We start from the raw sequence: 12154 nt of genomic DNA, 5'->3' as shown, positions 1-12154 counted from the left end.
CTCGGTCGACCATGAACGAGCCGGCGCGTTCAGCGACGCAGCCGGCCTTACGGGGAGGGGGGAATCACATGCACGACTCATTCCGGAGCACGGGCACGGGAACCGGGGATCCGGACCACCGGATCCCGGTGGTGGTCCACGCGGCGGATCCGATCTCCCGCGCGGGGGTGATCAGCCAGCTGCGGTCGCATCCGGCGATCGACCTTCGTGACGAGGCGGAGACCGGGCCCGGGACCGTGGCGGTGCTGATCGGCGAGACGCTGGACGAGACCACGTTCACGCGGCTGCGCCGGGTGGTGCGCGGCGAAGGGGCCCGTGCCGTCCTCGTGGTGAGCGCCGTGCGGGAGGCCGAACTCCTCGATGTCATCGAGTGCGGTGTCGGGGCGGTCGTCTGGCGCCGCGAGGCCACCGCGCCCCGTCTGCTGCAGGCCGTGCTCGCGGCCTCGCGGGGCGACGGCGACCTCCCGGCCGACCTGCTCGGCCGGCTGCTGAGCCAGGTGGGTACGCTCCAGCGATCCGCCGACGGACGTACCGGCGCGCCCGCGACGGGGCTGACGGCCCGCGAGGTGGATGTCCTGCGGCTGGTCGCGGAGGGGCTGGACACCGCCGAGATCGCCGGCAAGCTCTCCTACTCCGAACGCACCGTCAAGAACGTGATGCACGGGCTGACCACCCGCCTGTACCTGCGCAACCGGGCGCACGCCGTGGCCTATGCCCTGCGGGAGGGCTACATCTGACCCCGAGGACCTCGAGGACCTCGAGGGCAACGGCGCAGGGCCGCCCGGACGCCGGGGTCGGCCCTCGCTCCGTCCCCCGAGTGCTTGCGGGCGGCCGCGGCGACGAAAAGGATTGCGGCACATCGGGCAAGGCGGGAGCACGACGATGATCCACGAGGTGGACGAGGTCCTCGAACGGTTGCTGAACGGAGGCGCGCTGGCCGGTTCCGGTATTGAGGTCTCCTTCGAGGCTCCGACCCGCGACTGGGCTGCCCGGCGCAACACCACTGCCGTCAACGCCTATTTGTACGACATCCGTGAGGACGTGGGCCGACGCCAGCGCGGCACGGTGCCGGTCAAGGACGACCGGGGAGCGGTGATGAAACGCCGTCAGCCGCCCCGCTGGTTCCGGCTGTCCTATCTCGTCACGGCCTGGACGAAGCAGCCCAAGGACGAACACCGGCTGCTCTCCGCGGTGCTGGCCACCCTGCTGCCCCGCGAAATGCTGCCGGCGAGTGAACTCCCGGGCTCGCTGGGTGCGCTGGGACTGTCGGTGCCGCTCACGGTCGCCGGGATCCAGACCGAGTCGCGGTCCCTGGCCGAGATCTGGTCCGCCCTCGGCGGCGAACTCAAGCCGTCCCTGGACGTGGTGGTCACCGCCCCGTTTCCGGCGTTCCCCGAGTACGACGCCGGGCCACCGGTCACGGAGGGCGCCGCGGTGCGGGTACGCGCGATCGACGGCAGCCTGGAGGACTCGCCGGTACGGCTGCACCGGCAGCGGCACGGTGCGAGTCAGGAGACACGACAGCGATGACCCCGTACGCCTCCGCCCACGCGCTCCTCGCACGGCTGGCCCGGGTCCGCGACCGGGTTGCCCTGCTGGTCGAGCAGCGCAGCGTCACCGATCCCACCGCAGCCGACCCGCTGCGCGGTCTGTACCTCTCCGACGACGCCGTACGGCACCTGCTGGCCACCGTGCCCGGCGCGGCAGCGGCAGAGGCCGAGGCAGAGGCGTTGGACCGGACGATGCCTGAGGCCGCGGCGACGGGCGACGACCGGCTGGCGCGGCTCGTGGAACGGAACGGACTCACCGAGCTGGACGCCGGCCTGCTGCTGATCGCCCTCGCGCCCGATGTCGACCGCACCTTCGAGCCGTTGTACGGCTACCTGAACGACGACGTCAGCCGGCGCCGGGCGACCACCGGGCTCGCCCTCGACCTGTGCGGACTTCCCGTGCACCTGGCGTGGGCGCGGGCCAGGTTCCATCCCTCGGCGCCGCTGTCCGCGCTCGGTCTGGTCGAGGTCGAGGAGCCCGAACGCCCCTTCCTCAGCCGTACGTTGCGCGTCCCCGACCGGCTGATCGCCCATCTGCTCGGCGACGATGGCCCGGACGCCGCGCTCACCGGGCACATACGCCCGCTCGCGGCGCCCACCGGACCGTACGACGAGGACTTCACCCGCAGGCTTGCCGAGCGGCTGACCGCCGCCCCACTCACCGTCTACCTGCGCGAACACCGCGAGGGCGACGGACTGGCCGTGGCCGCGGCGGCCCTGCGGGCAGCCCGTCTCGACGCCCTGCACGTCAGCGCCGCCGCGGCCGGCGGCGACGGCGACGTACCGTGCCCGGAGCTCCTCCGCGAGGCCCGGCTGCGCGGCTGCGGGCTCGTCGTGTCACAGGTTCCGGACGATCCGGGCCCGCTGTTCCGGGCGCTGGCCTCGGCCGAGGTCCCCATGGTGTTCATCGGTGAGCGGCCCTACGACCCGCGGTGGTGCGAGGACCGTGACCCGCTGGTCCTGGACGCGCCCCGGCTGCCGGCCGGAGCCGAGGCGGCGTGGTCGGCCGCGCTCGGCGAGGAGCCGGGGTTCGACCTGGCCGCGACCGTCGCCCCGTACCACCTCGGCGGCGACCGGATCGTCCGGGCCGCGCGCGCCGCCCGGGAGCTCGCCGCCTTCGACGGCACCCCGACGACCGCCGCCCATCTGCGGCTGGCCGCCCGCCAGCAGTCCGCGTCCGGTCTGGAGCGGCACGCCCGCCGGATCCGGCCCGACGTCGGCTGGGAGGACCTCGTCCTGCCGGACAAGCCCCTGGCCCAGCTGCATGAACTTGCCCTGCGCGCCCGCCACCGCGACCGGGTCCTCGGTGACTGGCGGCTCAGCGCCGGCGGTGGCCGGGGCCACGGTGTCCTGGGGCTCTTCGCCGGCGAATCCGGTACCGGAAAGACGCTGTCGGCCGAGGTCGTGGCCGCCGAACTCGGCCTCGACCTCTACGTCGTCCAGCTCTCCTCGATCGTCGACAAGTACGTGGGCGAGACCGAGAAGAACCTGGAGCGGATCTTCACCGAGGCCGGCCGCACCGACGCCGTGCTGCTGTTCGACGAGGCCGACGCCGTCTTCGGCAAGCGCTCCGAGGTCAAGGACGCGCACGACCGCTACGCCAACATGGAGAGCGCCTACCTGCTCCAGCGCCTGGAGTCCTTCGACGGCATCGCCCTGCTCACCACCAATCTGCGGGCCAATATCGACGAGGCGTTCACCCGGCGGCTGGACCTGGTGGTCGACTTCCCGTTCCCCGACGCTCAGCAGCGGCTGGCGCTGTGGCGGCACAGCCTCGTCCGGGTGCCGTGCGCGGAGGGCACCGACCCCGGTGCGTGCGCCCGCGACTTCGAGCTGGCCGGCGGGTCGATCCGCAGCGCCGTGGTCACTGCCGCCTACGCTGCGGCCGGCCGCGGCGGCCCGGTCACCACCGCCGACCTGCTGGAGGGGGCCCGCCGCGAGTACCGCAAGGCGGGCCGCCTGGTGCCGGGCGAGGGCGGCTGGTAGCAGTGTTCCGCCGCGGGCCCGTGCGGGGCCCGCGGCGGATCTGCTGTCGTCTGCTGTCGTCAGCCCAGCGGGTGGACCACCTGCCAGTCCGGATCGGTGGGGTTGACGAGCTGCCACCTCTGGGTCTCGCCGGGGACGCAGTCGTGGACCACCAGCCGGTTCGGTGCGTGGTCCCGGCCCGCCTTGTCCAGGCAGGTGCTGTTGCTGGAGGCGCTGCGGATCCAGTAGGTGTCGGCGTCCTGCTTCTGCAGCCACCAGAGCTGGTTGTCGGTCTTGCTGTTGCAGCCGTACGCGGAGATCGGGCTGTGGGTGGGCTTGGCGCCCAACCCCGGCAGGTCCATGCAGAGTCCGCCCCTGACCGCGCGGATCAGGAACAGGGCCGTGCCCCCGGGGCCCGCCTTCGGGCTGACCAGCTCCAGGTTCCAGCGCTGGTTGTCGGCGGTGCTCGGGTTGCAGGTGCCGGCGTTGACCTCGGCGCCCCGGGCGGGCGGGGCGATGCCCGGGACATCGGCGCAGGCCTTGGCCTCCCTGAGCCTGATCAGAATGTTGTTCAGGGACCGCGGCTCGGGCTGCTTCTCGGCCGTCGGCTTCGGAGCCCCGCCGCCGCCACCCCCTCCTCCGCCGCCTCCGGAGCCGTTCGGGGCCTTGGACGCGGCCGGTTCGCCGGCCGGGGCTGGGGAGGGTTCGGCGGGGGCGATCGGCGGCGGAGCCAGGCTGGGACCGGGCGAGGGCGGAAGCGCGCTCGCGCCGGCCTCCTGGAGCTGCTCCACGGCGGCGCTGCGGACTTGGGGCCGGTAGGCGAGCCAGAGCATCAGGAACGTGATGGCGAGTACCAGGAGAACGCCGAGGAAGGTGGCGAGCCAGCCGGGCAGGAATCCGCGCTGGACATACCGGCCGTCGACCTCCAGCGGGGCCACCCCCGACCGCTGCACGGTCAGCGTGTACGGCCGCTGCTGCTTCGAGCCGAACCAGATGATCTGCCGTGGCTTGAGCGTCGCCTTCACGAACGCGGCGCGGCCCGGCTCGATCTGGACGTTGCCCGGATGGATGTCGTACGACAGCTCGTCGCCGTTGTCGCTGCCGCTGATGGACGCCGTGAGCGTGGTGTTGCCGATGTTGTCGACGGCGAGCCTGGGGCGTCCGCGGAAGCGGCCCTTGACGGTGGGCGGCACCAGCTCCGTGCGTATCTCGCTGAAGGGCGTGATGGTGAGATTTCCCTCGGGGACGGTGACCGCCTCGGGGTGCTCGGTCGGCGTGATGCGTACGGCGTACGGGTTTGGGCCGGCCGTCGCGTCGGGGGTGCGCGGCGGCGCGAACGTCAGCTCCACCGTCCCCGTGGTCCCCGGATACAGCCGGAGCGTGGCCGGTTCCACGGTGGTCCACGGTGCGATGTCACCGACCGCCTCGAAGCGGTACTCGTCGACGACATCACCGGTGTTGCGCAACCGCAGCCGAACGGTGGTACTGGCGCCCGGGTCCACGGTTGCGGAGGGGGGTTCCAAGGAGGTCCATAGGCTCACGCCACGACGCTACGACGGTGCCCGGACGCCGGTCAGAGGCCCCGGGGCAGCCTTCCCTGCCCGAACGGGCACCGGGCATCCGGGCTCGACGCACTGCCCCTACGGGCAACCGTGCTGCCCTCGAACAGGTACCGGAGGACGTGTCGGCGGACCGGCTCGCGGTCGAGGCTGGACGGCATCACGTCTCGTACCCCGAGGAGAGCAGAGCATGCCGTCCTACCTGTCGCCGGGCGTATATGTCGAAGAGGTGGCCAGCGGCTCCCGCCCCATCGAGGGGGTGGGAACCTCGGTGGCGGCCTTCGTGGGTCTGGCGCCGGCCGGCCCGTTGAACGAGCCGACTCTGGTGACCAACTGGACCCAGTACGTCGCGTCCTTCGGTGACTTCACCGACGGGTACTACCTGGCGCACAGCGTCTACGGCTTCTTCAACAACGGCGGTACGGCCGCCTATGTCGTCCGGGTCGGCGGCACCCCCGGGGGCGCGTCCGGCGATTCCGTCGCCCCCGCGGCGGTGAAGGGCTCCGTGGCCCCCGCCACGGCCCCCGCCGCACTGCCGCCCGGTGAGCCGCAGCAGCTCGGCACCTTCACGGTGACGGCCGCGGCACCCGGCTCGCTGACCGTCGAGGTCGCCGACCCGGAGGGCGACGGCCCCGCCGAGCGGTTCAAGCTGATCGTCAAGGACGGCGACAAGGTCGCCGAGACCTTCGACGTGACCGCCAGGAAGGGCGGGCGCAACTACGTCGTCACGCAGGTCAAGGAACACTCCAAGCTCATCACCGTGCAGGAGGCGGCTCCCGCCGGACAGCTGGCGCGACCCGAGAACCAGACGGTGGCGCTGGCGGCCCCGGCCCCTGCCCCGGCCGCGGCCCCCGTGCCGTCCGGGTCGGCGGTCCCGTCCGGGGCGGACATCTCCCACCCCGGCCCCGCCGAGTACCTCGGCGACTCCGCCGACCGGACCGGCTTCGGCGGTCTGGAGGCGGTCGACGAGGTCTCCATGGTCGCGGTGCCCGACCTGATGGCTGCCTACCAGCGTGGCGCGATCGACCTGGAGCAGGTCAAGGCGGTGCAGCTCGGGCTGATCGCGCACTGCGAGCTGATGGGCGACCGCGTTGCCGTCATCGACCCGCCGCCCGGCCTGAACGCCCGCCAGATCCGCGTCTGGCGGCAGGAGACCGCGGGCTACGACTCCAAGTACGCGGCCCTGTACTACCCCTGGATCAAGGCGTTCGACCCGGTCACCGGCCAGTCCCGGATGATCCCGCCGAGCGGTCACATCGCCGGCATCTGGGCCCGCAACGACTCCGAGCGCGGCGTCCACAAGGCACCCGCCAACGAGGTCGTACGCGGCGCGGTGGACCTGGAGATCCAGATCACCCGCGGCGAGCAGGACCTGCTCAACCCCGTCGGCGTCAACTGCATCCGCGCCTTCCCGGGCCGCGGCATCCGCGTCTGGGGCGCCCGCACCCTGTCCTCCGACCCGGCCTGGCGCTACCTGAACGTGCGCCGCTACTTCAACTACCTGGAGGAGTCGATCCTGATCGGCACCCAGTGGGTGGTGTTCGAGCCGAACGACCACGCGCTGTGGGCCCGGATCCGGCGCAATGTCTCTGCGTTCCTGGTCAACGAGTGGCGCAACGGCGCGCTCTTCGGTGGCCGGCCCGAAGAGGCGTACTACGTCAAGTGCAACGAGGAGACCAACCCGCCGGAGTCGGTCGACCTGGGGCGGGTCGTCTGCGAGATCGGCATCGCGCCGGTCAAGCCCGCCGAGTTCGTGATCTTCCGGCTGGCCCAGTTCTCCAGTGGCAGCGGGGAGCTGGAGGAGTAGTCCCGGGCCCGGGGCCCCTGAGTCCCTTGTCCCTTCTTCCCCGTACGCAGTCAAGACCTTTCGGAAGGCAGAGCACAGATGAGTCTCCAGCCGGGTGACGCCCTCACCTCACACAATTTCGGGCTCCAGATCGACGGCGTGATGGTCGAGTACCTCGCGGAGGTCAGCGGCCTCAGCCTCGAACAGGACGTCATCGAGTACCAGCAGGTCTCCGCGCAGGGCAAGGCGGTGACGAAGAAGCTGCCGGGCGTGAAGAAGGCCGGCACGTGCACCGTCGTCCGCGGTATGACGCAGTCGGCTGCCTTCAACCAGTGGATCAACGAGTCGGTCAACGGCAACATGGCCACGGCCCGTAAGAACGCCACCATCATGGTGATGGACTATCAGGACAACCCGGTCAAGCGGTACAACCTGCGCAATGCCTGGTGCAGCAAGATCGACACCAGCACGGTGAAGGCCGGCGAGGCGGCGGCGCTCACCGAGACCGTGACCATCACGTTCGAAGAACTGGTCGTCGAATAATGCGGCGCACGGCTCTCCGGGCGGGGGCGGTGGCCGAGGCCTCGGCCTCGGTGGAGGCCGGTGCTCCGGCTGAGGCGCCGACTGCCGCCGAGGCTGCCTCCCCGGCTGCCGAGCGGCTTCGGACGGAATTCGCCTTCACACTGCCGCGCGGATACGTCGACGAAGCCGGAGCCGTGCACCGGGACGGAACCATGCGGCTCGCGACCGCCCGGGACGAGCTGATCCCGCTGCGGGACATGCGGGTGCAGGAGAACCCGGCCTACCTGTCGGTGGTGCTCCTCGGCCGGGTGATCACCCGCCTGGGCACGCTGCCGGCGGTGCACGACGGGGTGGTGGAGAACATGTTCGCCTCCGACCTCGCCTTCCTGCAGGACTTCTACCGGCAGGTCAACGCCGAGGGGCACACCCGGGCGGGAGTCACCTGCCCGCACTGCGACCAGCCGTTCGAGGTCGAACTCGGCGGGAGCCGCCTGGGGGAATCGTGACGTACGCGACCGACCGCCTGCACGAGGAGATCGCGTACATCGCCTACCACTTCCACTGGAGCCTGGAGGAGATCCTGGATCTCGAACACCGTGACCGTCGCCGGTACACGGAACAGATCGCCGGATTCGTCGTCCGTGCCGCGGCGGAGGGGTGACGGCGTGGGTCTCCTTGACCGGCTGATGGGTGGTTTGACGGGGCGCCGGGGGCAGCAGCGGGCGGCTGTGGTGGAGCCGGTTGCCGGGCCGGGTCCTGGTCCGGGTGCTGGTGTGGTCCGGCCGGCCGGGTGGTCAGCGCTGCCGCCGATTCAGCGCATGACCGCTTCCGGTGTGGCCGGGCCGGTCGCGGACGCGGGGTTCGGTGGTCGCCTGACCACATGGCAGGACCCTTCCTTCCGCGGGACCCTGTCCCATGCCGTGCTGGACGGTGCGCCGGGCGGCCTGGTCAAGGGGGTGCTCACCGCGTCGGCGGAGCCCGGCTCCGGACTTGAACTGCCGTCACGCACCCTGCCCGTCGTGCCGTACGGCGAGACGGCCGACGACGCCCTGCCGATGCAGCGGGCGGCCCTTCCGGCGGGCGTCGCGGTGACCCCGGTCCGGCCATCGCCCGCCCATCCGACCACACTGACCAGGTCCCACCGCGCGCCCGAGGTGCAGCGGCGGGCCCTGCCGGTGGCGCGACGGGTGGCTTCGAGCGGAGCGGTGGCCGCCACCGCCGCTCCCGCGGGCCCGGGTTCCCCCGACCCGGCCCCGGTTTCCGGTGGCCCGGGTTCTCCGGAGCCGGGCCACCGGAACCGCGCGCCTGCCGGCGCCCCGCCGGTGCCGACTCCGTCTCCGGTTTCCAGCAGCCCGGGTTCTTCGGCACCGGGCCCGGCACCGGCTGCCGGCGTCTCCCCGTCCCGGAACACGTCACCGACCGGTGCGGCGAGCCCCATCCAGCGAAGTGCTGCTGCCGAAGCACGGCGCACGGCACCGCGCTCGGCTCCGGCTCCCGGCGCATCCGCGTCCCCGAGCACGCGATCGGCCGGTCTGGCGGCTCCTGTTCAGCGGAGCGTTGCCGACCGGGTGCGGCTGAATCCGGTCGTGCCCGCAGTGCCGGCCTCCGGGTCGAGTGGGCGTCCGGCTTCGGCCGGGGGCGTGTCCCCGTCCCGGAGCACGTCATCGGCCGGTAGTGCTGCCGACCGGGCGCGGCGGCTGGGACCGGTCGTTCCGGTGGAGGCCGGCCCGGGCCGGGAGCCGTCTGGTGCGGCGGCCCCGGTGCAGCGGAGTGTCGCCGATGGGGTGCGCCCGGACCCGGTCGGGCCCGTGGTCCCGGCGCCCGGTCCGGCTGCCGGCGTGCCTGGGTTCCCGAGTACGTCATCGGCCGGTCTGGCGGCTCCTGTTCAGCGGAGCGTTGCCGACCGGTCGCAGCCGACCCCGGTCGTGCCCGCAGTGCCGGCCTCCGGGTCGAGTGGGCGTCCGGCTTCGGCCGGGGGCGTGTCCCCGTCCCGGAGCACGTCATCGGCCGGTAGTGCTGCCGATCGGGCGCGGCAGCTGGGAGTGGTCGGGGCGGTGGAGGCTGGCCCGGGCCGGGAGTCGTCCGGTGCGGCGGCCCCGGTGCAGCGGAGTGCTGCCGATGGGGTGCGCCCGGACCCGGTCGGGCCCGTGGTCCCGGCGCCCGGTCCGGCCTCGGCTGCCGGCGTGCCTGGGTTCCCGAGTACGTCATCGGCCGGTCAGGCGGCTCCTGTTCAGCGGAGCGTTGCCGACCGGTCGCAGCCGAACCCGGCCGCGCCCGCAGCCTCGGCCTTCGGGTCGGGCGGGCGTCCGGCTCCGGCTGGCGGCGTGTCCCCGTCCCAGAACGCGTCATCGGCCGGTGGGGCGGCTCCTGTTCAGCGGGGTGCTGCCGACCGGGCGCGGCGGAAGGGACCGGTCGTGCCGGTGGAGGCCGGCCCGGGCCGGGAGCCGTCCGGTGCGGCGGCTTCCGTGCAGCAGAGGGCTGCCGATGGCGTGCGCCCGACCCCGGTCGGGCCCGTGGTTCCGGTGTCCGGTCCGGCTGAAGAGCCGTCTCGCGCCCCGCGCCCGGCCGCCCCTGTTCAGCGGAGTGCTGCCGATGGGGTGCGGTCGAAGCCGGTCCTGCCCGTAGCCCCGGTCTCCGGCCCGGGTGGAGAGCCGTTTGGAGGTCTGCGCTCGGCTTCGGCTGCCGGTTTGTCCGCGTCCCCGAGCACGCCATCGGCCGGTCTGGCGGCTCCTGTTCAGCGGAGTGTTGCCGGCCGGTCGCAGCCGACCCCGGTCGTGCCCGCAGTGCCGGCCTCCGGGTCGAGTGGGCGTCCGGCTTCGGCCGGGGGCGTGTCCCCGTCCCGGAGCGCGTCATCGGCCGGTGCGGCGAGCCCCGTCCGGCGGAGTGCTGCCGCCGAAGCGCGGCGGCAGGGGCCGGTCGTGCCGGTGGAGGCCGGGCCGGGCCGGGAGTCGGCCGGTGCGGCGGCCTTCGTGCAGCGGAGTGCTGCCGATAGGGTGCGCCCGACCCCGGTCGGGCCCGTGGTTCCGGTGTCCGGTCCGGCTGAAGAGCCGTCTCGCGCCCCGCGCCCGGCGGCTCCCGTTCAGCGGAGTGCCGCCGATGGGGTGCGGTCGAAGCCGGTCCTGCCCGCAGTGCCGGTCTCCGGGTCGAGTGGGCGTCCGGTTTCGGGCGGGGGCGTTTCCCCGTCCCGGAACGCGTCATCGTCCGGTGCGGCGGTTTCGGTTCAGCGGAGTGCTGCCGACCGGGTGCGGCGGCAGGGACCGGTCGGGCCGGTGGAGGCCGGCCCAGGTCGGGAGCCGTCCGGTGCGGCGGCACCCGTACAGCGGAGTGTTGCCGCCAGGCCACCGCGAGCGGGGCTCGGCACACCGGTATCCGCCGTTCCGGCTTTGGCTCCGGCCGCGCCCGCATCGCCTCCTGTCCGGTCTGCCGGCGTGTCCCCTGTGCAGCGGCAGCAGGACAAGGGCACGCCGGTGTCCGCTACCCCGGCCGCGCGCAGGCGGCCGTTGCTGGGCGCGCCCCTGTCGGCGACGCCCATAGGCGCCAGGCCGCTCACCGGCGCGGTGAGGACGTCGAAGCCGACGTCAGAGGCCGGCGCGCGGAGCGGTGGCGGCGGTGCCGGGACACCGGCCCCGACGCCAAGGCCGCTGCCCCAGCAGGGCCGGGCCGTTCAGCGTGCCGCCGTTGTTCCGGGCGCACCGGGTTCGGACGACCGGACGCGGAGTGCCGGTGCGAACAGGGTCGGAGCCCCCGTACCCCTGGCCGCGCCCCTTCCCACTCGGCATCCGCAGGCGCCGGTGGCCGTACCACTGCGTCATGCCACTCCTGCCGTCCAGCGGATGACCGCCGGAACCCCTGCGGTACCAGCCGGTCCCGGCGGCACCGTGCCGCCCGTACGACGGCTCGCCGGCCCGGAGCCGTCGCCGGGGGGCGGGGTCACCCCGCCGCGGTCGCCCGGCACCAGCGGCGACGTACCCGCCTCCGTGCAGCGCTCCCCGCTGCCCATCGCAGCCGCCCTGCCGGTGCAGCGGTTCCCGGCGACGCCGCCCCTGCCGCCTGTCCCTCGTACGTCCATCCAGCGCGCCCCCGCCCCAGCCCCCGTCCCCACGACACGCAGGACACCCGAAACGCACAAGGCGCACGAGGCACCCACGCACACCCCGGTCCCCGACGGTGCGTTCAATCCCCGTTCCCTGACCGAGTTCCAGCTCGACGAGCTCGCGCACCGGCTCATCAGCCGGATCACACGGCAGCTCCGTACCGAACTCCGGCTCGACCGGGAGCGGGTCGGGAAGCTCCGCGACCCGCGCCACTGACCCCGCCCACCCCGGTACCACCGAAAGGCCCACCCATGCCCAGCGATCTCGACCCGGGCTCCACCGTCTTCTTCACCCTCACCATCGACGGCGAAAGCCTCGGCTACTTCAACGGGTGTGAGGGACTCTCCTCCACGGTGGAGATCGAACACCGCCACGAGGGCGGCAACAACGGGTTCGTCTGGCAGCTCCCGTCCCGGGTGACCTTCTCCACCATTCGGCTGACCCGGCCCCTGACCCCGGACACCGCCAAGGTCGCGGCCTGGATCTCCTCCGTGACGACGGGCGTCACCCGGCCCACCGCCCAGATCGCCGCGCTGCGCGCGGACGGCTCCGAGGTGGCCCGCTGGGGGCTGATCGACGTGCTCCCGGTCAGCTGGCAGGGGCCCTCCCTCGACCCCGCCAACCCGGGCGTGGCGACGGAGGTTCTGGAGATCACGCACCACGGGTTCACGGACTGAG

Annotated in this window: 10 protein-coding genes; 9 read left to right on the top strand and 1 reads right to left on the bottom strand. The window is 73.2% G+C overall.

Going from position 1 to position 12154, the window contains the following annotated elements:
- Positions 1-68 precede the first annotated feature (68 nt).
- The 3 genes from ABT123_RS02130 (at position 69) to ABT123_RS02120 (ending at position 3536) form a co-directional block, all read left to right on the top strand.
- Entirely contained in the window at positions 69-737 is a 669-nt protein-coding gene (locus ABT123_RS02130; RefSeq protein ID WP_351308416.1) for a helix-turn-helix transcriptional regulator, read from the top strand.
- A gap of 145 nt (positions 738-882) precedes the next feature.
- Positions 883-1530 carry a Pvc16 family protein gene (locus ABT123_RS02125; protein WP_351308413.1) on the top strand — a complete coding sequence of 216 codons (648 nt, stop codon included), beginning with the start codon at positions 883-885 and terminating at the stop codon, positions 1528-1530.
- Entirely contained in the window at positions 1527-3536 is a 2010-nt protein-coding gene (locus tag ABT123_RS02120) for an ATP-binding protein (RefSeq protein ID WP_351308411.1), read from the top strand. The genes ABT123_RS02125 and ABT123_RS02120 overlap by 4 nt, the downstream gene beginning before the upstream one ends.
- Before the next feature lie 59 nt (positions 3537-3595).
- Here the strand turns inward: ABT123_RS02120 and ABT123_RS02115 are convergent, their stop codons facing one another.
- Positions 3596-5056: an RICIN domain-containing protein gene (locus ABT123_RS02115; RefSeq protein ID WP_351308408.1), complete on the bottom strand. Its 1461-nt coding sequence runs from the start codon at positions 5054-5056 to the stop codon at positions 3596-3598.
- A 208-nt stretch (positions 5057-5264) separates the two neighbouring features.
- Here ABT123_RS02115 and ABT123_RS02110 point away from each other — a divergent pair, with 208 nt between their 5' ends.
- The 6 genes from ABT123_RS02110 to ABT123_RS02085 all read left to right on the top strand — a co-directional run bounded on the left by ABT123_RS02110 (position 5265) and on the right by ABT123_RS02085 (position 12153).
- The gene (locus tag ABT123_RS02110) at positions 5265-6881 is read left to right on the top strand and encodes a phage tail sheath subtilisin-like domain-containing protein (RefSeq protein WP_351308405.1); all 1617 of its coding nucleotides are present in this window, start codon (positions 5265-5267) and stop codon (positions 6879-6881) included.
- 78 nt (positions 6882-6959) lie between these two features.
- A complete protein-coding gene (locus ABT123_RS02105) occupies positions 6960-7403 on the top strand; it encodes a phage tail protein (RefSeq protein ID WP_351308402.1) in 444 nt (147 codons plus the stop codon).
- Positions 7403-7888 (top strand): hypothetical protein, encoded by a 486-nt coding sequence (locus tag ABT123_RS02100; RefSeq protein WP_351308399.1) that lies wholly within the window; start codon positions 7403-7405, stop codon positions 7886-7888. The genes ABT123_RS02105 and ABT123_RS02100 overlap by 1 nt, the downstream gene beginning before the upstream one ends.
- Entirely contained in the window at positions 7885-8043 is a 159-nt protein-coding gene (locus ABT123_RS02095) for a DUF6760 family protein (RefSeq protein ID WP_351308397.1), read from the top strand. Before ABT123_RS02100 ends, ABT123_RS02095 begins: the two co-directional genes overlap by 4 nt.
- Positions 8044-11215: 3172 nt before the next feature.
- Complete coding sequence (locus ABT123_RS02090) at positions 11216-11692, top strand: extensin (RefSeq protein ID WP_351308394.1); 477 nt, start codon at positions 11216-11218, stop codon at positions 11690-11692.
- Positions 11693-11727: 35 nt separating this feature from the next.
- The gene (locus ABT123_RS02085; protein ID WP_351308391.1) at positions 11728-12153 is read left to right on the top strand and encodes a phage tail protein; all 426 of its coding nucleotides are present in this window, start codon (positions 11728-11730) and stop codon (positions 12151-12153) included.
- The last annotated feature ends 1 nt before the right edge of the window (position 12154 follow it).

The sequence above is a fragment of the Streptomyces sp. NPDC002054 genome, assembly GCF_040296685.1.
In the GTDB taxonomy this organism is placed as follows: Bacteria; Actinomycetota; Actinomycetes; order Streptomycetales; family Streptomycetaceae; genus Streptomyces.
The sequence above is the reverse complement of the archived record's forward strand: the minus strand, read 5'-3'. Positions and strand labels throughout refer to the sequence as shown.